At 66.4% G+C, this 19,255-nt stretch carries 25 protein-coding genes, 1 tRNA gene and 1 riboswitch; of the genes, 13 read left to right on the top strand and 13 right to left on the bottom strand.

Translation table 11 applies throughout. The annotated features are described in order from the left end of the window. Positions 1 to 32 precede the first annotated feature (32 nt). Positions 33 to 467, top strand: a complete 435-nt coding sequence (locus EGM71_RS07525; RefSeq protein WP_188488868.1) for an FKBP-type peptidyl-prolyl cis-trans isomerase — start codon at positions 33 to 35, stop codon at positions 465 to 467. Further along, positions 454 to 1,701: a TIGR03862 family flavoprotein gene (locus EGM71_RS07520; protein ID WP_188488865.1), complete on the top strand. Its 1,248-nt coding sequence runs from the start codon at positions 454 to 456 to the stop codon at positions 1,699 to 1,701. Before EGM71_RS07525 ends, EGM71_RS07520 begins: the two co-directional genes overlap by 14 nt. A 37-nt stretch (positions 1,702 to 1,738) precedes the next feature. Here the strand turns inward: EGM71_RS07520 and EGM71_RS07515 are convergent, their stop codons facing one another. The 4 genes from EGM71_RS07515 to EGM71_RS07500 all read right to left on the bottom strand — a co-directional run bounded on the left by EGM71_RS07515 (position 1,739) and on the right by EGM71_RS07500 (position 5,818). Then, positions 1,739 to 2,200 carry a GNAT family N-acetyltransferase gene (locus tag EGM71_RS07515; protein WP_119007635.1) on the bottom strand — a complete coding sequence of 154 codons (462 nt, stop codon included), beginning with the start codon at positions 2,198 to 2,200 and terminating at the stop codon, positions 1,739 to 1,741. A 75-nt stretch (positions 2,201 to 2,275) separates the two neighbouring features. Continuing rightward, complete coding sequence (locus EGM71_RS07510) at positions 2,276 to 3,898, bottom strand: FMN-binding glutamate synthase family protein (RefSeq protein WP_188488864.1); 1,623 nt, start codon at positions 3,896 to 3,898, stop codon at positions 2,276 to 2,278. 55 nt (positions 3,899 to 3,953) lie between these two features. Further along, positions 3,954 to 5,240 carry a nucleotide sugar dehydrogenase gene (locus EGM71_RS07505; RefSeq protein ID WP_188488862.1) on the bottom strand — a complete coding sequence of 429 codons (1,287 nt, stop codon included), beginning with the start codon at positions 5,238 to 5,240 and terminating at the stop codon, positions 3,954 to 3,956. A gap of 143 nt (positions 5,241 to 5,383) precedes the next feature. After that, positions 5,384 to 5,818 (bottom strand): BLUF domain-containing protein, encoded by a 435-nt coding sequence (locus tag EGM71_RS07500; protein WP_188488857.1) that lies wholly within the window; start codon positions 5,816 to 5,818, stop codon positions 5,384 to 5,386. A gap of 131 nt (positions 5,819 to 5,949) precedes the next feature. Here EGM71_RS07500 and EGM71_RS07495 point away from each other — a divergent pair. Continuing rightward, a tRNA-Leu gene (locus tag EGM71_RS07495) sits at positions 5,950 to 6,036 on the top strand. A gap of 56 nt (positions 6,037 to 6,092) precedes the next feature. Then, positions 6,093 to 6,563: a hypothetical protein gene (locus EGM71_RS07490; RefSeq protein ID WP_188488856.1), complete on the top strand. Its 471-nt coding sequence runs from the start codon at positions 6,093 to 6,095 to the stop codon at positions 6,561 to 6,563. Between the two features lie 4 nt (positions 6,564 to 6,567). Here the strand turns inward: EGM71_RS07490 and hemN are convergent, their stop codons facing one another. After that, the gene (gene hemN / locus EGM71_RS07485) at positions 6,568 to 7,977 is read right to left on the bottom strand and encodes an oxygen-independent coproporphyrinogen III oxidase (protein ID WP_188488855.1); all 1,410 of its coding nucleotides are present in this window, start codon (positions 7,975 to 7,977) and stop codon (positions 6,568 to 6,570) included. 44 nt (positions 7,978 to 8,021) lie between these two features. Next, the gene (locus EGM71_RS07480) at positions 8,022 to 8,462 is read right to left on the bottom strand and encodes a group III truncated hemoglobin (RefSeq protein WP_188488854.1); all 441 of its coding nucleotides are present in this window, start codon (positions 8,460 to 8,462) and stop codon (positions 8,022 to 8,024) included. A 180-nt stretch (positions 8,463 to 8,642) separates the two neighbouring features. Between EGM71_RS07480 and EGM71_RS07475 the strand changes: the two genes are divergently transcribed. Both EGM71_RS07475 and EGM71_RS07470 read left to right on the top strand, forming a co-directional pair. Beyond that, complete coding sequence (locus EGM71_RS07475) at positions 8,643 to 8,930, top strand: hypothetical protein (protein ID WP_188488852.1); 288 nt, start codon at positions 8,643 to 8,645, stop codon at positions 8,928 to 8,930. Further along, positions 8,927 to 9,976: a 4Fe-4S dicluster domain-containing protein gene (locus tag EGM71_RS07470; RefSeq protein WP_188488850.1), complete on the top strand. Its 1,050-nt coding sequence runs from the start codon at positions 8,927 to 8,929 to the stop codon at positions 9,974 to 9,976. Before EGM71_RS07475 ends, EGM71_RS07470 begins: the two co-directional genes overlap by 4 nt. A gap of 9 nt (positions 9,977 to 9,985) precedes the next feature. Here EGM71_RS07470 and EGM71_RS07465 read toward each other — a convergent pair whose 3' ends face one another. Both EGM71_RS07465 and EGM71_RS07460 read right to left on the bottom strand, forming a co-directional pair. After that, positions 9,986 to 10,222, bottom strand: a complete 237-nt coding sequence (locus tag EGM71_RS07465) for a hypothetical protein (RefSeq protein ID WP_005416001.1) — start codon at positions 10,220 to 10,222, stop codon at positions 9,986 to 9,988. Positions 10,223 to 10,581: 359 nt separating this feature from the next. Continuing rightward, on the bottom strand, positions 10,582 to 10,785 hold the full coding sequence (locus EGM71_RS07460; RefSeq protein WP_188488848.1) for a hypothetical protein: 204 nt from the start codon (positions 10,783 to 10,785) through the stop codon (positions 10,582 to 10,584). Positions 10,786 to 10,896: 111 nt separating this feature from the next. Here EGM71_RS07460 and EGM71_RS07455 point away from each other — a divergent pair, with 111 nt between their 5' ends. Next, positions 10,897 to 11,298, top strand: coding sequence for a helix-turn-helix domain-containing protein (locus EGM71_RS07455; RefSeq protein ID WP_188489771.1), 402 nt, complete (start codon positions 10,897 to 10,899; stop codon positions 11,296 to 11,298). A gap of 22 nt (positions 11,299 to 11,320) precedes the next feature. Continuing rightward, positions 11,321 to 11,384: riboswitch (Fluoride riboswitch) on the top strand. A gap of 81 nt (positions 11,385 to 11,465) precedes the next feature. Beyond that, positions 11,466 to 11,858, top strand: coding sequence for a fluoride efflux transporter CrcB (gene crcB, locus EGM71_RS07450; RefSeq protein WP_188488846.1), 393 nt, complete (start codon positions 11,466 to 11,468; stop codon positions 11,856 to 11,858). A gap of 3 nt (positions 11,859 to 11,861) precedes the next feature. On the opposite strand, the gene EGM71_RS07445 is transcribed toward crcB, so the two are convergent. Beyond that, the gene (locus EGM71_RS07445) at positions 11,862 to 12,695 is read right to left on the bottom strand and encodes an AraC family transcriptional regulator (protein ID WP_188488844.1); all 834 of its coding nucleotides are present in this window, start codon (positions 12,693 to 12,695) and stop codon (positions 11,862 to 11,864) included. A 134-nt stretch (positions 12,696 to 12,829) separates the two neighbouring features. Here EGM71_RS07445 and EGM71_RS07440 point away from each other — a divergent pair, with 134 nt between their 5' ends. Further along, positions 12,830 to 13,324 carry a DUF6265 family protein gene (locus tag EGM71_RS07440; protein WP_188488842.1) on the top strand — a complete coding sequence of 165 codons (495 nt, stop codon included), beginning with the start codon at positions 12,830 to 12,832 and terminating at the stop codon, positions 13,322 to 13,324. Between the two features lie 58 nt (positions 13,325 to 13,382). On the opposite strand, the gene EGM71_RS07435 is transcribed toward EGM71_RS07440, so the two are convergent. Beyond that, entirely contained in the window at positions 13,383 to 13,793 is a 411-nt protein-coding gene (locus EGM71_RS07435) for an SRPBCC family protein (RefSeq protein ID WP_188488840.1), read from the bottom strand. Between the two features lie 20 nt (positions 13,794 to 13,813). Beyond that, on the bottom strand, positions 13,814 to 14,833 hold the full coding sequence (locus tag EGM71_RS07430) for an aldo/keto reductase (RefSeq protein ID WP_188488839.1): 1,020 nt from the start codon (positions 14,831 to 14,833) through the stop codon (positions 13,814 to 13,816). Between the two features lie 103 nt (positions 14,834 to 14,936). Here EGM71_RS07430 and EGM71_RS07425 point away from each other — a divergent pair, with 103 nt between their 5' ends. After that, positions 14,937 to 15,854: a LysR family transcriptional regulator gene (locus EGM71_RS07425; RefSeq protein WP_188488838.1), complete on the top strand. Its 918-nt coding sequence runs from the start codon at positions 14,937 to 14,939 to the stop codon at positions 15,852 to 15,854. Between the two features lie 10 nt (positions 15,855 to 15,864). On the opposite strand, the gene EGM71_RS07420 is transcribed toward EGM71_RS07425, so the two are convergent. Beyond that, entirely contained in the window at positions 15,865 to 16,383 is a 519-nt protein-coding gene (locus EGM71_RS07420) for an AAA family ATPase (protein WP_188488837.1), read from the bottom strand. Between the two features lie 261 nt (positions 16,384 to 16,644). Here EGM71_RS07420 and EGM71_RS07415 point away from each other — a divergent pair, with 261 nt between their 5' ends. The 3 genes from EGM71_RS07415 to EGM71_RS07405 all read left to right on the top strand — a co-directional run bounded on the left by EGM71_RS07415 (position 16,645) and on the right by EGM71_RS07405 (position 18,894). After that, a complete protein-coding gene (locus tag EGM71_RS07415; protein ID WP_188488836.1) occupies positions 16,645 to 17,721 on the top strand; it encodes an alpha/beta hydrolase family protein in 1,077 nt (358 codons plus the stop codon). 90 nt (positions 17,722 to 17,811) lie between these two features. Next, positions 17,812 to 18,012 (top strand): hypothetical protein, encoded by a 201-nt coding sequence (locus EGM71_RS07410; RefSeq protein WP_188488835.1) that lies wholly within the window; start codon positions 17,812 to 17,814, stop codon positions 18,010 to 18,012. A 117-nt stretch (positions 18,013 to 18,129) separates the two neighbouring features. Beyond that, complete coding sequence (locus tag EGM71_RS07405) at positions 18,130 to 18,894, top strand: thioesterase family protein (protein ID WP_188488834.1); 765 nt, start codon at positions 18,130 to 18,132, stop codon at positions 18,892 to 18,894. 16 nt (positions 18,895 to 18,910) lie between these two features. On the opposite strand, the gene EGM71_RS07400 is transcribed toward EGM71_RS07405, so the two are convergent. Continuing rightward, positions 18,911 to 19,180 carry a hypothetical protein gene (locus EGM71_RS07400; protein ID WP_029380059.1) on the bottom strand — a complete coding sequence of 90 codons (270 nt, stop codon included), beginning with the start codon at positions 19,178 to 19,180 and terminating at the stop codon, positions 18,911 to 18,913. Between the last annotated feature and the right edge of the window lie 75 nt (positions 19,181 to 19,255).

The following is a 19,255-nucleotide window of genomic DNA, read 5'->3' as shown; positions in this document are numbered from 1 at the left end:
GCCCTCGCCCTGCGCCCTACCGGAGACGCCCGATGCGCCGCCTGCTGCTCCCCCTGCTGCTGTCCCTCGCCGCCGTTGGCTGCTCGAGCGAGCCCTCCGGCCCGCCGCCGGGCGGCACCCTCACCACCTTCGAACGCATCGATACCGTGCCCGGCACCGGCGCCGAGGCCGTCTCCGGCAGCAAGGTCACCGTGCACTACACCGGCTGGATCTACGACAACCGCACCGAGAGCAAGCACGGCAAGACCTTCGACAGCTCGGTCAGCCGTGGCCAACCGTTCACCTTCGCCCTCGGCGCCGGCCAGGTCATCCGCGGCTGGGATGAAGGCGTGGCCGGCATGAAGGTCGGCGGCAAGCGCACGCTGATGATCCCGCCGGACTACGGCTACGGCGACCGCCGGGTCGGCCCGATCCCGGCTGGCTCGTCGCTGGTGTTCGATGTCGAGCTGCTCGATGTCAAACCGTAATACCGCAACGCCCCATCGGGTCGCCGTCATCGGCGGTGGCCCGGCCGGACTGTTCGCCGCCGAGCGCCTGCGCGCCGCCGGGCTGGACGTCGACCTGTACGAGGCCAAGGGTTCACCTGGCCGCAAGTTCCTGATCGCCGGCAAGGGAGGGCTCAACCTCACCCACTCCGATCCGCGACCGCTGTTCGACAGCCGCTACCGCGAGCAGTCCACGGCCGTGGGCCGCTGGCTGGACGGCTTCGACGCGCAGGCGCTGCGCGACTGGGCTGCCGGCTTCGGCGTGGAGACCTATGTGGGCAGCTCCGGCCGCGTGTTCCCGGTTGACCGCAAGGCAGCCCCACTGCTGCGCGGCTGGGTGCGCCGACTGAAGGAACAGGGCGTGCGCCTGCATGCCAACCACCGCTGGATCGGCTGGGGCGACGAGGGCGTGCTGCGTTTCGCCACCGAGGCGGGCGAGATCGACATCCACGCCGATGCCACTGTACTGGCCACGGGCGGCGGCAGCTGGCCTCAGCTGGGTAGTGATGGCGCCTGGGTCGCGCCCCTGCAGGCGCGGGGCGTGGACATCGCGCCACTGCAGTCGGCCAATTGCGGATTCGACGTGGACTGGACCCCATTCTTCGCCCAGCGCAATGCCGGCGCGCCGTTGAAGCCGGTGGTCGCGCACTGGATCGACCTGGCCGGACAGCCACAGTCGCTGCAGGGCGAATGCGTGGCCAGCGAGTACGGCATCGAAGGCAGCCTGATCTATGCGTTGGCGGCCGACCTGCGCGAGACCATCAACCGCGATGGACACGCCATGCTGTGGCTGGACCTGGTGCCTGGCCGAGACGAGGCGCGCCTGCTGGCCGACCTGTCACGCCCGCGCAAGGGCCGCAGCTTCGGTGAGCACCTGCGCCGCCAGGCCGGCCTGGATGCGGTAAAGGCCGCGCTGGTGTTCGAGATCCTCGGCAAGGACGCGGGCAACGACCTGCCTGCCGTGGTCGCCACGCTCAAACGCCTGCCACTGCGCCTGCTGCGGCCACGGCCGATGGCCGAAGTGATCAGCACCGCCGGTGGCGTGCGCCTGGACGCACTCGATGATGACCTGATGCTGCGGGCGCTGCCGGGTGTGTTCTGTGCCGGCGAGATGCTGGACTGGGAAGCGCCGACAGGCGGCTACCTGCTGACCGCGTGCTACGCCAGCGGCCTGCGTGCCGCCGAGGGCGTGATCGGTTGGCTGGCCGGGCGGTGACGCCTGCGTTGTAGCGTCGAGCAAGCCCGGCTCTACATCACCATGGCCTGCGCATGCTCACCGAGGCCAGCGCCACACCGCTGGGATGCGCATAGGCTTCCTCGCGCACGCTGACAAAGCCCTGCCGTTGATAGAACGGCACGGCATTGAGCGAGGCCGACAGCACCACCTCACGCTCACGATCGGCCATCGCCAACAGGCGCTGCATCAGCGCCTGGCCGATCCCCTTTCCGCCACGATCCGGATCGACGAACAGCGCGTCGACTTCATTGGCATCGGCATCGAACACGCCGAAACCGAGCAGGCCGCCCTGTCCGTCCTCGGCCACCACGCAACCACCCTGCCCCAGCAGCCTCGCGTACTGCAGCGGCGGTGGCGAGGCCGACCACGGCGCGATGACCTCCGGCGGGTAATGGCTGCTGCAGGTCTCGCGCACACAGCGCGTGCGCAGCGCCCACAACGTGGCGACATCTTCGATGGTGCCGATCCTGAACTGCATGGCGCCTCCTTGTAGGGTCGAGCCTGCTCGACTGCGTGGAAAAGCAGTCGAGCATGGCTCGACGCTACAGAATCGTTATCGCGACTTGCTGGCGCGCAGCGCCTGGATCTTCGGCGGCGGCTGGAACGAATCGCTGCGCGCATCGGCCCAGAACGCATGGAACACTGCATGGTCGGGCACCTTGTGCAGCAGCTCGCCCGGTTCCAGGTAGCGGTACAGCGACGCCAGCGAACGGATTTCCACCGGCGAGACACGACGAAGGATGTGCTCCGGCCCCAGTTCGGCCGGATCGTTCAGGCCCGCGGCACACAGCAGCTCCTTCAAGGCATGCAGCGTGTGCTCGTGGTAGCTGTACACCCGGGTGGCCTTGTCCGGTGCATCCAGGTGCTTCCAGCGCGCTGGGTCCTGGGTGGCGATGCCGGTCGGGCACTTGTCGGTATGGCAGCTCAACGACTGGATGCAGCCCAGTGCGAACATGAAGCCACGACCGGCATTGCACCAGTCGGCGCCGAGCGCGATGGTGCGCGCGATGTCGAATGCACTGGTGATCTTGCCGGCCGCACCGATACGGATGCGCTCGCGCAGGTCCAGGCCGACCAGGGTGTTGTGCACCAGCAGCAGCGCTTCGTGCATCGGAACGCCGACATGGTCGACGAATTCAGCCGGTGCCGCGCCGGTGCCTCCTTCGGCACCATCGACCACGATGAAGTCCGGCAGCAGCCCTGTTTCCTGCATCGCCTTGGCGATGCCGAACCATTCCCAGGGGTGGCCGATGGCCAGCTTGAAACCGACCGGCTTGCCACCGGACAGCTCGCGCAGGCGAGCCACGAACTGCAGCAGCTCGACCGGCGTCGAGAACGCCGAGTGACGCGACGGCGATACGCAGTCCACACCCATCGGCACGCCACGGGTCACCGATATCTCGGCGGTCACCTTCGGTGCGGGCAGCACGCCGCCGTGGCCGGGCTTGGCGCCCTGCGACAGCTTGATCTCGATCATCTTGACCTGGTCGTGGGTGGCGTTGGCGACGAAGCGCTCTTCGCTGAAACCGCCCTTTTCGTCACGGCAACCGAAGTAGCCCGAGCCGATCTCCCAGACCAGATCGCCGCCCATCTCGCGGTGATAGGGCGAAATCGAACCTTCGCCGGTGTCGTGGTAGAAGCCACCGCGCCGCGCGCCTTCGTTCAGTGCGCGGATCGCGTTGGCCGACAGCGAGCCGAAGCTCATCGCCGAAACATTGAACACGCTGGCCGAATAGGGCTTTGCGCAGTTCGCACCGATCAACACGCGGAAATCGTGCTTGGCAATGGCGGTCGGCGCCAACGAATGGTTGATCCACTCGTAATCCACCGCATAGGTGCTACGCAGGGTGCCGAACGGCACCGTGTCCATCTCGTTCTTGGCGCGCTGGTAGATCAGCGCACGCTGCTGGCGCGAGAACGGCACGTCCTCCAGGTCGCTCTGCACGAAGTACTGGCGGATTTCCGGACCGATCGATTCCAGGCCATAGCGGAAATGCGCCATCACCGGATAGTTGCGACGCAGCGTGCTGCGCTTCTGCAGCAGGTCCCAGGTCCCCAGCGCCACCATCGCGGCAGTCAGGCCGACGCCCCAGTACCAGGCCGGCCAGATCGTGGCCAACCACAGGCAGATGGGAAACATCAGGATGGCGAGCAGGTAGACGATATACCGGTGCATGGCGTTCCTTGGTTGCAACTGCCTGCGAGTCTACCGCGCCGGATGCCACCGACGCTTACAGGCGACCGTCAACCACATTGCGCGGCCAGGCCGATTTCACGTCGTAGACGATGCCACCGGGCGTCAGCAGCCCCCGGATTGCCGCGTCATCCATGGCCTTGAATCGGGCGTGGGCCACTGCCAGCACCACGGCGTCGTAGCATCCTGCCACCGGCTCGGCCAGCCAATGCACGCCCGCGTCGGCCAATGCCGCCGGGCCGACCCACGGGTCGCTGACCTCGACCTGTGCACCTGCATCGTGCAGGCGCTGCGCCAGTTCCAGCGCGCGGCTGTTGCGCAGGTCCGGGCAGTCCTCCTTGAAGGTCACGCCCAGCACCAGGATGCGCGACTGCGCAGGTGCGCGGCCACGTTCGGCCAGCATCGCCAGCACCCGCGACGCCACATGCTCGCCGACGCGGTTGTTGACCTGCCGCGCGGTGTGGATCAGGTCCGGGTGATAGCCCACGCTCTCGGATTTGTGCAGCAGGTAGTACGGGTCCACGCCGATGCAATGGCCGCCGACCAGGCCCGGCCGGAACGGCAGGAAGTTCCACTTGCTGCCGGCGGCGTCGAGCACATCCTGGGTATCGATGCCGAGCCGGTCGAAGATCAGCGCGAGCTCGTTGACCAGCGCGATGTTGACGTCACGCTGGATGTTCTCGACCACCTTGGCCGCTTCGGCCACACGCATCGACGGCGCCGGAAAGGTACCGGCGGCGATGATGCGCTGGTAAAGGCCATCAATCACCGCAGCCACTTCCGGTGTCGACCCCGAGGTGATCTTGCGGATATCGGCCAGGCGCCGCTGGCGGTCGCCGGGACTGACCCGCTCCGGGCTGTAGCCACAGAAGAAGTCTTCGTTGAAGCGCAACCCGGAGATCTGCTCCAGCAGCGGCACGCAGACCTCTTCGGTGGTGCCGGGGTACACCGTGGATTCGTAGATCACCAGGTCACCCGCGCGCAGGTGGCTGGCGATCAGCCGCGTCGCCGAACGCAACGGCTCCAGGTCGGGCTGCTCATAGGCATCGATCGGGGTCGGCACGGTGACGATGTAGACATTGCAGGCATCGAGCAGTGCCGGATCGCTGCCGTACTGCAGCTGCTGTGCACTGGCCAGCTCACCGGCCTCCATTTCCAGCGTATGGTCCTGGCCATCGCGGAGCTCGGCGATGCGCTCGGCATCGATGTCAAAGCCCAGTGTCGGCCAGTGCCGGCCGAAAGCCACCGCCAACGGCAGGCCGACGTAGCCCAGCCCGATCACCGCGAAGCGCGGCGACCCGGCTGCCGAAAGGGGCGCGCTCACCGGCGCATCCCGTGCAACGGATGAAATCGCATGCGTGCTGCCATGGGCATGGCCGACCAACTCATTCGCTGTACCACTCCGGGCAGATCCACACCAGAAAGGCTACAGCCTAACGGCCCGGGTGCCCGGTCGCCAAGGTGGGGTCAGGAGCCCAGTGCGACCGCTGCCGGCTCCAGTTCACCATCGGCGCCGGTCCAGGCCTGCAGCAGCCGCTCGAAACCACCGCTGCCAAGCAGGAAGCCCGGCCATGCGGCGTCAACGATCTGTACCAGCAGGTCCGCATCGATGCGCCGGGTCCCCATCGACCAGCGCGGGAACGCCCGTTGCGCCACCGGCGCGCGGCACAACACCTTCAGCTGGCCATGGCTGCGCGCATTGACGATGCGCTGGTACACCGAATCGATACCGTCCTCCGGGCCTTCCAGGTACTGCAGGAAACGGCTGCCGTCGAACATCAGCACACCGGTGACACCGGCTACACGGTTGAATGCCGTGGCATCGGCCAGCAGGCGGTCAAGATCGGTTGTCTGCAGATCGGCGCGGGCCTCACTGGCATAGGCAATCGCGTGCAGCGACATCGGGCGGCTCCCCCCCTGGGAACGATGGTTTGGACTATGACATGAATGGGAGCGACAGTTAAGCACGCTGCCGCCCCAGCGCAATCCGGCTGCGATTCTGCAGCTGGGCTACAATCGGCGCCGCGCTGCAGGCCCGGATGGCGAAACTGGTAGACGCATCGGACTTAAAATCCGCCGGGGGCAACCCCATGCCGGTTCGATTCCGGCTCCGGGCACCAACATCGCAGCGCGCGATGGCGTCCGCCCCATGGGGCATTGCACAAGGAACCTGCGCATGAAGCTGTCCACCCTGATGCTTCCCCTGCTCTGCGTCGCCAGTCTTCCTGCGTTGGCGCAGTCGTCGCTGACCCAACGCGTGACCTCCGACACCTCGCGGACGGAATACAGCGATGGCTCCACCGGTTCCAGCAGGCGCGACATCTCCGGAAACGTATCCAACCGCTACAGTGACGGCCGATCGTCTTCGACGAGACAGATCGACATCTCCGGGAACACCCGCACCGAATACAGCGACGGCAGCTACTCGACCTCGAGCAGGGACAGTTCCGGAAACGTCCGCACCCGCTACAGCGATGGCAGCACCTCGTACTCGCGCACCGATATCGGTGGCAAGACCCGCACCGAGTACAGCGATGGCAGCTACTCCACGTCGTACACCGATATCGGCGGCCGGGTCCATACGACCCACAGCGGCTATGGCATGGCCGCCCGGCATCCGGAACGCGGCGTCGGCAGGAAGCGCTGAGCCGTCAGATCGCACGCGAGTAGCGCGGCTGCTCGTGGGCGGCACGCAGGTATGGGTCGAAGCACATTGCCAGCAGCCGCAGCAGCGGCCGCCCCGGCTCGCTGGCGCGCACCACACCGTCGCGGTATTCAGCCAGGCCGTCGTCCTGCAGCCGCTGCACCGAACGCAGGTCTTCGGTGAAGTACTGCTCGAAATCGACGCCATGGCGTTGGCCCAGCACGGCACCGTCCACTTCGCCCTGGCACATCAGCTGCTGGATCAGCTCTGCACGCAACTGGTCGTCGGCACTCAGCGCCACGCCGCGCCAGACCGGCAGCTGGCCCTGGTCCACCGCGTCCTCCCACGACGGCAGGTCGCGCGGATTCTGGCTGTAGGTGGCACCGATGTGGCTGATCGCACTCACGCCCAGGCCGAGCAGATCGGTGTCTGCGTGGGTGGTATAGCCCATGAAATTGCGATGCAGCTGTCCGGCACGCTGCGCGCGTGACAGATCTTCTTCCGGCAATGCGAAGTGATCCATGCCGATGTACTGGTAGCCGGCCGCAGAGAGTTTCTCCACCGCCAGGCCCAGCAGTGCCAGTTTGTCTTCCGGCGAAGGCAAGCGGCTTTCGTCGATCTGCTTCTGGGCGCGGAACAGATGCGGCAGATGTGCGTAGCCGTACACCGCCAGGCGATCCGGGCGCAATGCCAGCACCCGTTCCAGGGTGCGGCCAAACCCTTCCAGGCTCTGTCCCGGCAATCCATAGATCAGGTCGACGTTGACCGAGCGCATCCCGCTGTCGCGGCAGGCCTGCAGGATGTCCAGCGTCTGCTGCACGCCCTGCACGCGGTTGATGGCTTCCTGCACCTGCGGATCGAAATCCTGCACGCCCAGGCTGGCCCGGTTGAAGCCCAGCCGCGCCAGCATGGCGACATCGCGGGTATCGATGAAGCGCGGATCGAGTTCGATCGAGAAATCGCGCTGCGGCGAATCGCTGAAATCAAAGCGCCGACGCAGCCCTTCCACCAGCGTGGTCATTGCCTCGGCATCGAGGAAGTTCGGCGTGCCCCCGCCCAGGTGCAGCTGGATGACCTCACGACCGTCCTCGAACTGCGGCGCCAGCAGGTCGGCCTCGGCCAGCACGCGCGAGACGTAGCTGTGGCCCCGACCGCGGTCGCGGGTGATCACGCGGTTGCAGCCGCAGTAGAAGCAGGGGCTGGAGCAGAACGGCACATGCACGTACAACGACAGCGCGCGGGCCAGCTGGTTGCTGTCGGCGATCGCCTGGCGCAGCGCCGGCGCGTCGAAGCCATCATGGAAATGCGGCGCGGTCGGGTACGAGGTGTAGCGCGGGCCCGGCCGGTCGTGCCGGCGCAGAAGGTCGGGGTCGAAGGTCCAGGCCAGGCCACCGGCGGCGGGAGAGAACGTGTCCATGCCGCCAGCATCGCGCCGGGCGGCCGTGGCCGCCTTGACCCAGATCAATCCCGGGTGGAGATTCCCAGCACCGGCAGGCCAACCTGCGGCCAGCGCAGCATCTGGTAGCGCTTCCAGAAGGTGTCACCGATGCGCGCGGCCACGTCGTTGGCCAGCTCCTGCATGGGCGGGTTGCCGCACTCGGCGGTGGTGATCCGGAACAGCACCAGCCAGCGGTCGAACAGGTCCTTGTCCAGCTCGATGGCCATGTGCTTGGACATCGGCGAGCCCTTGAAGCGGCGTGTACCGCGCAGCATCGCCGACCAGAAATCGACCAGCTGCGCCAGGTGTTCCGGCCAGTCATGGACGTGCGCCTCGAACACTGGCCCCAGCCGCTCCTCTTCGCGCACGCGCGCATAGAAGTCGTGGACCAGGCGGGTCACTTCCTGCTCGGTGCACAACCCGGGGGAAGCGACAGGAAGGACAGGCGGCGGTGTTGCGTTCATCAGGGCACCCAAAGCTTGCCGGCAAGTGTGCCGCAGCCGGCCAGCACCACCGTTGATCCAGATCAATGTCGGCGCAGTTCGCTGCACCTAGGCTGGCACGCTTGCAGGAAGCATGCCCTGCGGATGCTGCGCCAGCCTCGGCGGAGTATACGCGCCGCCCTCATTCCGATCCGGGACAGCATGAACAGACCCTCTCCCAGCCGCCGCCAGCAGCTGATCCAGCACTGGGGTGCCATCCTCTGGCCCAGCTTCATCGCTGCGGGCCTGGCCAGCGTGGTGTTCTTCGCCTTCGTCGACCCGCTGCGGTTGCAGGCGATCAGCTTCCCGGGCACGACGATCAGCCGCGAACTGGGCTATACGGCAGGGTTTTTCATGTTCTGGTCGGTGACGGCACTGTCCAGCGCGGTCACCTGGTACCTGCAGCGGCCGATGCCGAGCGATGACGACGACGAGCTGCCGCTGGGATGAGTACGCCCTGTACCGGAATCCCACGCCCCTGGCGTTGGCGCGGCGCGCTCAGCGTACTCCTGCTGGCCCTGTTCTATGCACTGCCATGGCTGCGCTGGAACGGGCACCAGGCCCTGCTGCTGGACATCAATGCACGGCGCTTCGACCTGCTTGGCTGGACGTTGTGGCCCGGCGATGTCGGCGTGCTGATCGGGTTGCTGGCGGTACTGGCGGTCGGCCTTGCGCTGCTCACCCACCTCGCCGGCCGCATCTGGTGCGGCCACGCCTGCCCGCAGACGCTGTGGCGTCGTGCCTTCGACTGGATTGCGCGCGGCATGGCCAAGGTCTTGCCCGTGCCGGCCGTGCGCCCTGCCACCCAGGTTGCGTGGGGACTGCTGTCGCTGTGGACCGGCATCACCTTCGTCGGCCTGTTCAGCCCGATCGCTGGACTGCTGGCCGCCGCCCCGCATGCCGGCTGGAGCGGCTGGGAAACGTTCTGGGTGCTGTTCTATGCCGCCGCCACCTGGGGTAATGCCGGTTTCCTGCGCGAGCAGGTATGCCGTTCGCTGTGCCCGTTCGCGCGCATGCAGCCACTGCTGACCGATCCGCATACGCCACGCATGTTGTACGACGCGCGCCGCGGTGAACCGCGCGGCATGCGCCCGCCGGGCCACGGTGGCGTGCTCGGCCGCAACCGCGGCCTGCTCGACCCGACTACCGCGCAGGACTACGTATTCCGTGCCGCACATCCGCTGCTGGCCGGACCGATGCCCACCTTCAGCGCCGACCGCCTGGGCGACTGCACCGATTGCGCCGCCTGTGTCAGCGCCTGCCCGATGCAACTGGATATCCGCCAGGGACCGCAGGCCGATTGCCTGGCCTGCGGCGCCTGTCTGGACGCCTGCGCGCGGCAGCAGCACCAGGCCGGTTTCGGCCCGAGCCTGGTGCGCTACTGCAGTCCGCAGGCCATGGCCGGGCAACCGCGGCAATGGTGGCGACCGCGGACCCTGGCACTGCTGTCGATGCTGCTGGCGCTGTTGGCCTGTGGCGCCTGGCGCCTGCTTTGAATCAACGGATCAACGCGGCCCGTTGGCGTGCGGCGGTACCAGCTGCGCACGTCGGACGATGCCGAGCTGTTCGATGATCAGCGCCATTTCATTGGTGACTTCGGTACGCTCGGTCCCCTGCGGGACCAGGCGGTCCAGCACCTGCTGGTAGGTATCCCAGAACGCCGGACCGCATCCGTGTTTGTGATAACTGGCTTCCAGTTCGCGGCGTACCCGTTCAGCCAAGCCATGCATGCCGTATTCCATACGACCTCCGTTGGACTTGTTCTGCATCGTTGACGGTCTACCGACTCACTTGCGAGCTACTGAAAGACTCCCAGGCTTCACGCCCGGTTGATGCCAATTAGTCATAGATTTCACGACAGGTCAATTACATGCCGCGACTTTCGTGATCGAAATTATTAATCGTTCACGAAACCACATACGGGGAGACGGGGTCCACGGATGGGTCGGACCCGACACAGTACCTGATCCCCGTTCCCCCTGTTCCAGTAGGCACCACCGATGGCCAAGCCCCGTTCCATCGAAGTTTCCTATTTTGCTAAGCATACTTAGCAAACAGCGCTTAGAGTGCTATATGCGACAAAAGGCGGCGCCATCCGGGCTTATTCGGCCTCCGCGGCCTCAGTCGCCGGGAACAGGTTGGGGTAGCGCTGATGCAGGATGTATTGGCGCAGCGCAGGAATCGGGAAGTCCTTGGGCCATTGCGACACTGCAGATCGGCTTATGCCAAAGAACCGCGCCAGTTCGGCATCGGTCCGGAAGCCCAGCCGGGCGCGCACCTGCCCCTTGCTCCAGAAATCGGTCACGGTCGGTCCTTCTGTTAACCAGACTTATTCTTGGAACAAGGGATCTTTGCGATCTACGCGTTAAGCTGGCTTGCATAGATGAATACTCTCGGCCAACGACTCGCCATTGCCATGAAGAAAGCCGGGCACCCTCGCCCGGCCGATCTGGCCCGCGCCGCCGATTCGACGACGGCAACCATCAGCAACTGGCTCAACGACCATGTCAGCCCCGCCCATGTGAAGGCCGAACAGCTGTTCCGCATCGCCGATGCGGCCAAGCTGGACGCGCGCGAACTGCTGTACGGCGTGAACGGGCTTGGCGTCGGTGAGCGGGGCAATACCTATATCCCCAGCCAGGCCCACCTGGATGTCTGGCAGGACGCCTACGAACTGGTCAGCCACCTGGTGGAGGAGAAGGGGCTGGAGATCGACCATCGTCGCCACGCGGCATTGGACCTGCTGGCCTTCGAACTGCTGATGGACGGCTTCAGCCGCAGCAAGGTCATCCGGGTGCTGACGACCTCGATGACGTAAGCGCGCTGGCGCTGGTAGCATGTTCCTCGATGGGGATGGGGCTCCCCCGATAACCGCCTGAAAGGGCTGATGGCTCCTGCCAGGACGAACCGGTGTTCGTCGATGGCAGGCCGTGCCTGCCCTCGGCGTTCGCCCTCGAATCAGCGAACCCGTATCCGAGGCACGTGATGCACGCATTGAACAACTACTTGCTGGTCTTCATCGGTGGCGGGCTCGGCGCGTGCCTTCGCCATGCCTGCAACCTGATCGGTGCGCGGGTGGCGGTCGGCAGCCCGTGGCCATGGTCGACCTTCCTGATCAACATCACCGGTGCGCTGCTGATGGGCGTGCTGGTCGAGGCCTTCGCCCTGCGCAATGGTGCCTCGCCGCAGCTGCGACTGCTGCTGGCCACCGGCATCCTCGGCGGCTACACCACGTTCTCCACCTATGCGCTGGAAATCGGTCTGCTGCTGCAGCGCGGCCAGCATGGCCTGGCAGCGCTGTACGCCGGCGGTTCGGTGGCACTGGGCCTGGTCGGCCTGTTCGGTGGCATGAAACTGGCCCGGCTGGTACTGGCCTGAGGCTCAGGCCACGCTGGCGCGGGCCTGTCCGCGCCACTCGCGCGGCGACTGCCCGGTGTGCGCCTTGAACGCACGCGACAGCGCGGCTTCGCTGCCATAGCCGACGTCGTCAGCGATCCGCTTCAATGGGCGCCCCTGACGCAGCGCCTGCTGCGCCAGGCCCACCCGCCAGCCCTGCAGGTACTGACCGGGCGTGGTGCCCATCGCCTCACGGAAACTGGCGGCAAACACGCTGCGTGACATGCCGGCGACCTCGGCCAGGTCTTCCAGGGTCCAGGACTGTGCGGGCGCTTCATGCATCGCCACCAATGCCAGCCGCAGCCGCGGATGGCCGAGCCCTGCGAACAGGCCGCCACGCATCTCGCCGCCTTCCATCAATTGGCGCAGCACCTGGATCATCACCACCTCGAACAGCCGGTTGACCATCGCCGCACGCCCGCAGCGCTGTTCGAAGGCCTCTTCGAACAGCAGCTCCAGTGCTGCGCTGCCGCCGTAGAGATCCGCCAGCGGCATGCAGATGAAATCGGGCAACGCGGCGCTGATCGGGTTGAGCCGGCCACCCTCGAAATGCAGGTTGGCGCAGGCCATGTCGGCGCCCTGCTGCGGATCGGTGCTGAACCGGTGCGGCATCGGCCGCGGGTACAGCAGCAGGCTGGGGACGTCGACCTGGAGGGTCTGATGGCCGTGGCTGACCTGCAGCGGGCCACGTCGCACCAGGTGCAGCTGCCCGGCCTCATCCTCACCCTCCAGCGTGTTGATGCCGCACAGCGCGCCGGCATGGAACACCGAGGCGGTGACCGCGAAGCGTTCCAGCAGAATGGCGAGACGGTCGACCATGGCGGGACCCCAGGTTAAGCAGTGTGAGCCTGATGCGACAGATCGTATCGGAATCAACAATGGAAAGGACGGCACTGGCCGCCTCGTCCCCCGAACGCTATACAGGCCACACATCCCCGCGCATGGAGGCACCGATGTCGCTCCGCATCGCCCTGGCCCTGTTGCCGCTGCTGCTCGCGGCCGCGCACGCACAGGCCGCTCCACCGTCGAAGATCGAACACCTGGCCTGGCTGGCCGGTTGCTGGCAGCTTGATGGTCAGCCCGCCGGTGCCGGCGAGCAGTGGTCCACCCTGGCTGGCAACACACTGTTCGGCAGCAGCCGCAGCCTGCGTGACGGCCACACCGTGGGTTTCGAGTTCATGCAGCTGCGCCAGCATGACGACGGCCGCCTGGTGCTGACCGCCCTACCCTCCGGCCAGAACGCGACCGAGTTCAATGCCACCCGGGTCGATGCCAACGAGGCGGTATTCGAGAACCCGGCCAATGACTTCCCGCAGCGCATCCGCTACAGGCGCCTCGACGAACAGCGCGCGCATGCGCGCATCGAGATCGCGCAGGACAATCCGAAACAGGCAATGGACTTCCCGATGCACCGCGTTGCCTGTGGTGGGCCATCACCCACCCACTGAAATACAAACGCCCCGGACCGGCCGGAACGTCTGCATGCGGTCAACACCGCACGGGCATTCACCCGGCCAGCGTGGTTTCCAGTGCCTTCAGGCCATCGCGATAGATGCCCTCGAACAGCGCGGACGCTTCTTCGCCGCTGACACCCACCGGGGTGAACTCACCGGACCAGTCGATCCTGGAACCACTGCCCTGCTCGACAACGCGCAGGGTGGAACGGTAGCCGGTGACCGGGAACGACGCCTGCAGGATCGAGTAGGTGTAGCTGCGATCAGCCTGGTCGAAGGCTTCCAGGCGCTCGACGATGGCATCGCCATCGGGATTGGCCAGATGGCGCACGCGACCGCCTTCGCTGAGCGTGCTCTGGGGAATGTACGGAAGCCAGTCGGGCAGCGAATCGAAGCCGCCGATGAGGTTCCAGACCTGGTCGGCCGGGGTCGGCACGGTGATGGATACAGATGCAGTTGCCATGGGAAGGTCTCCTTGGGGACTCAGATGTTGTCGATCGGCAGCGGGGCGTTGGCCGCAACGAGGCCCTGCGCACGCAGTTCCTGCCAGAACCCGGCCGGGATGATTTCCTTCAGTGCGGCATAGTCTTCGGCGATGCGTTCGGGACGGCTGGCGCCCGGGATCACCGCAGCCACCGCCGGGTTGGCCAGCGAGAACTGCAGGGCGGCCGCCTTGATGCTGATGCCGTACTCGGCCGCAATGGCCTTGATGCGCTCGACCTTGGCCAGGATCTCCGGCGACGCCTTCTGGTACTCGAAGTGGTTGCCACCGGCCAGCACGCCGGAGCTGTACGGACCGCCGACCACGATCCCGGTGTTGCGTTCGGCCGCCTTGGGCATCACCCGCTGCAGCGCACGCTCGTGGTCGAGCAGCGAGTAGCGGCCGGCCAGCAGGAAGCCATCCGGACGGGCTTCGTCCAGGTCCAGGGTCAGCTCGATCGGCTCGACACGGTTGACGCCCAGGCCCCAGGCCTTGATCACGCCGTCCTCGCGCAGCCGGGTCAGCACCTTGAAGGCGCCGCGGCGTGCAGTCTCGAAGTAGGACAGCCACTCATCGCCGTAGAAGTCCTGGGCGATGTCATGCACCCAGACGATATCCAGGCGATCGGTCTTCAGGCGCTTGAGGCTGTCATCGATCGAGCGCAGGGTGGCATCGGCCGAATAGTCGTTGACCAGCTTGTTGGGGCGGCCGGCGACGAACAGGCCGCCCTTCTCGCCAAGGTCGCGGGCGCTGGTGTCTTCCACTTCATCCAGGATCAGGCGGCCGACCTTGGTGCTGAGCACGAAGTCGTCGCGGTTGCGCTTGGCCAGCGCGTCGCCGAGCCGGATCTCGGCCAGGCCGGCGCCGTAGAACGGGGCGGTATCGAAGTAGCGGGTGCCCTGTTCCCAGGCCGCGTCCACCGTGGCCTGGGCCTCGGCTTCCGGGATGTCACGGAACATGTTGCCCAGCGGCGCGGTACCGAAGCCGAGGGTCTTGCCAGCCAACAGAGTGTTGATGCTCATGGAGTTCCCCTTGGGGAGGTTGTTGAGGTTGAGGCATAGGCTAGGCTTGCCCAATCAGACTGTCCAAGACACAATTTATCCATCTTGAGTCCCGGAAGGTCTTATGCTCGATCTCCGCCAACTGCGCTACTTCGTGGCCGTCGCCGAAGATGAACACGTCGGCCGCGCCGCCGAGCGCCTTCACATTTCCCAGTCCCCACTCAGCCGGCAGATCGCCCAGCTGGAGGAACGGCTGGAACTGCAGCTGTTCGAACGCTCGCAGCAGCGCATCCGCCTGACCGCCGACGGCCGCACCTTCCTGGCCGAGGCGCGCGCCCTGCTGACCCACGCCAACCGGCTGGAATCGCTGGCACGCCGGCTCGGCCGCGGCGACGAAGGCGGCCTGTGCATCGGCTATCTGGAGTACGCGATGCACTCCGGCGTACTGCCCACCGCCCTGCGCGAACTGCGCGGCGACCGTCCTGCCGTACACATCGCGCTGTACAACCAGCAGTCGGACGTGCAGCTGGAAGGCCTGCGGCAACGCAGCCTGGACATCGCCCTGGTCTGCGAACCACCCGCATTCGACGATCCGGACCTGGAAGCCACGCAGGTACTGAACGACCCGATGCTGCTGGCGCTGCCGGCCGGCCACCCACTGGCCAGCGCAGAGACCATCACGCCCGAGGATCTGGCCAGCCAGCAATGGATCGGCGTGATGCACAAGGAAAGCGCGCTGCGCCATGACACCTTCATCGCTGCCTGTGCGAAGGCCGGTTTCACCCCGACCATCGCCATGGAAGCGACCGAGCCGCTGGCCGCGCTCGGCCTGGTCGCCGCCGGGCTGGGCCAGACCACGATCCAGCGCAGCCTGGACCACCAGGCACCGGCGGGCGTGGTGCTGCGCGAGCTGCCGTGGTTCAGTTACCGCACGCCGCTGTGGGCGGCCTGGCACCGCATCAACCTGCGTCCCCTGGTCGAGACCTTCCGCAGAACGCTGGTGCAGACCGCCACCGAGGGCAAGCCGGCCTTCGTCGACTGAACCGACCGCGCTATACCGGGCCGGCCTCGGTGTAGCGCATCACCACGAAGCCCTCCTCCGCCGCCGGTGCCACGAAGTGGCGGGTGATCTGGTCGAAGGCCTCATCGTTGGCCTGGAAGGGGTGCTCGCCGCGCGCATTGCGCGCATGCAGCCGCGCCTTGCAGACCTCGTCGGCAACGTCGAGAAAATGCAGCCGGTGCGCAGCATCCACCGGCTCGAACACCTCGCGCGCCCATGCCCGTGCGGCCGGCGTGTTGAAGGGGAAATCGAGCACCACCGAGACGCCCACGCGCAACAATGCACGCAGATGATCGGTCAGCACACTGCGCAGCGTGGCTGCACGCTGCAGGTAATCGGCGATGGAGTGGATGTCGCCCGGATGCAGCGTGGCCAGCCATGCGTCTTCGCTGATCAGGACGTGGCGCGGCTTCGCCGCCAGTTGCTGCGACAGGGTCGATTTGCCTGCACCGATCTTGCCGCACAGCAGGTGCAGGGTCGGGGCTTCGTCGGTCGATGAAAGAGGTTGCATCTGCGTTCTCCTCGGTGGATTCCAGTGCCCGGGAGAGCGCCATGTGCAGCCCGCCTGCCCGGGCGGGTTGCCTGGCCGTGACGACCGCGCGCTATCCCGCCTTCCCCTGGGGAATCCGGATAATCGACGCGATGACGTGCAGGACCATGCGGCCAGCGTAGAGCGCAGCACGGTCGACCCACAATCCCCTGCGGCAGTGCAGCGCGCGCAACGTTTCGCTGGCATCTATGCTCGGCGCCATTCCTGCATGGAACGACCCCGATGCGCCCCTTGCTTCGATGTGCCCTCGCCCTCGGCCTGCTGTTGCCATCGACGGTCCTGCTGGCGGCACCGCCCACGGCGGCACGCACGCTCAGCGGCGAGCTGCAGGGCGCACCATGGCGACTGGATGTGCCGGCCGACTGGAACGGCGACCTGGTGATGCTGGCCCATGGCTACGAACCGGTCGGCGTGCCGCGCACCGTACCCATGGCGGCCAATGACAGCACTGCGCCGCTACTGGCCGCAGGTTACGCCGTCGCGCAGAGCGCCTATGCCAGCCAGGGCTGGGCAGTGGCCGATGCGATCACCGATACGGAACGCCTGCGCCAGCATGCAGTGGAGGAACTCACGCATCTGCGCCACACTTGGATGCTGGGATTCTCGATGGGTGGCGCCGTGACCATCGGCAGCCTGGAGCGTTTCCCGCAACACTACGCCGGTGGCGTGTCGCTGTGCGGCGCCAATCTCAGTGGCGAACAGATCGCGACCGATCTGCTGACCACGCTGGTCGCATTCGATTATTTCTTCCCCAAGGCCGATGGGCTGCCGCCAACCGGCCTGGTATCGCGCGAAGCCGCCGCATTGCCGCAGGGCGAGTTGTACCAGGGCATCGCCAATGCCCTGCAGCGCGATCCGTCGCACGCCACAGTACTGGCGCGGCGGCTGCAGGTCTCCCCTGATGCACTGGCCGGCACCATCAGCCTGCATGCGCTGGTCCTGCATGAACTGGCCACGCGCAGCGGCGGCATGCCGGTCGGCAACATCGGCGTGGTCTTCAGCGGATTCGGTGATGATGCCGCGTTCAATGCCGGCGTGCAGCGCATCGATCCCGTGCCTGCGGCACAGGCGCATGTCCGCGACACGCTGGCAATGGCCGGCGCAATGAAGCGACCACTGGTGATCCAGTTCAATCACAACGACCCGACCATCGTGCCGCACATGCAGACGGTGTATCCGCAACTGGCCGCACGGGCGGGCGCACGCCCGCTGCCACGCGTGTTGCCGCCAGTGGGCGAAGGACACTGTGGTTTTTCTGGTGCACAGCTGGTCGACGCCTTGAAGGCCGTGCAACGCTGAGTCCATCGCGTGCCGCAACGCATCAAGTGCATGCCGGAAGGGCTGCTATGGTGGCCGGGCCCAGTGACGGGCACACAAAGGACTGACGTGATGATCAAGACGACCTTGAAGACCGTGATGCTCCTTGGCATGGCCGTGACCGGCCTGGCCTTCGCCGCAGGAACCTGCGAGTTCTGCACGCTGAAGTACGAGCAGTGCCTGCGTACATCACAGGGACCGCTGGGCAAGACCTCCGAGCAGTGTCTGGCCGAGTACAAGCTGTGTCGCGAAATGGACTGCCCGTCTCCCTGACCGGCATCCGGCCGGCTCCTGCAGGAGCCGGCTCAGCCTGCGATGCTGCCAAACGCTTACGATGCAGGGACCGGTGCAGCACCTCCCACCTTCCTCCCTGCTGAAGCAACGCACACGATGGCCTTCTTCGAACGACTGAATGACACCCGCTACCTGCCGACTGAACATACCGGCGGCGCCTGGAACATCCGCGAGCAGCACATCGCACCGGCGATCGGGTTGCTGGCCCACCACCTGGAACGTGACGCCGCCGCGCGTGGCCATGGCTTCCTGATCGCGCGCCTGTCCTACGACATCCTCGGCACCATCCCGATCGAAGCAATGGAGGCCGATGTGCAGGTGCTGCGCGGTGGCCGCACCATTGAACTGGTCGAAGCCACGCTGCGCCATGACGATCGCCCGGCGCTGCGTGTCCGTGCGTGGCTGATGCGCCCGAACGATACCGGGGCCATCGCCGGCACGCCGATCGCCGCCATCGCGCCACCGGATTCGATGCCCGCGTGGGATCCGGGTACGGTGTGGCCAGGTGGATTCATCAAGAGCGTGGAGATCCGCCGGCACGACCAGGGGCCTGGACGGGCCACCTACTGGGCGCGCGCGAAGCACGCGCTGCTGGACGACGAGCCGGTCAGTGCGCTGGCGCGTGCGGCCACCCTGTTCGACCTGTCCAATGGCATGGCCGTGCGTGCCGATCCGAAGGAGGTTGCCTTTCCCAACCTCGATCTGACCGCGCACCTGTTCGGCATGCCCGAGGGCGAGTGGCTGGGCTTCGACACGTCCGTATCGTTCGGCCACCAAGGCCTGGGCCTGACCAGCACGGTGCTGCACGATGCACGCGGTCCGATCGGCATGCTCGGCCAGGCACTGACCGTGCGCCCGTAATCCCCAAAGGGCGGCGTCAGCCGCCCAGCGTGCCCATGGTGAAGGTGTAGCCGGAGCTCATCAGGAATTCGCGCATGCGCATCTCCGCGCGCCGTGGGGAGGCCAGGTTGGCCGGTGCATACAGCGCGTAGACCACGCCCGCGCCTTCGATGGACTCGCGGCGCACCCCGCAGTGGCGGGTCTCCGAAGCAATCACCCATCCATCCTTCAGTCGATCCGGTCCGATCGACTGGCCGTTCATCAGCCGGAACGTCAGCCAACGTACTTCCACAGAAGATTTGCTCATTGCCGACGTACCGCCAGCGTGCCGCGATCGTTCATGTCCTTGCTCGCCATTCCAGCTCCCTAAGACTCGGAACTC

The sequence above is a fragment of the Stenotrophomonas maltophilia genome (assembly GCF_006970445.1).
Taxonomy (GTDB): domain Bacteria; phylum Pseudomonadota; class Gammaproteobacteria; order Xanthomonadales; family Xanthomonadaceae; genus Stenotrophomonas; species Stenotrophomonas maltophilia_AU.
The sequence above is the reverse complement of the archived record's forward strand: the minus strand, read 5'-3'. Positions and strand labels throughout refer to the sequence as shown.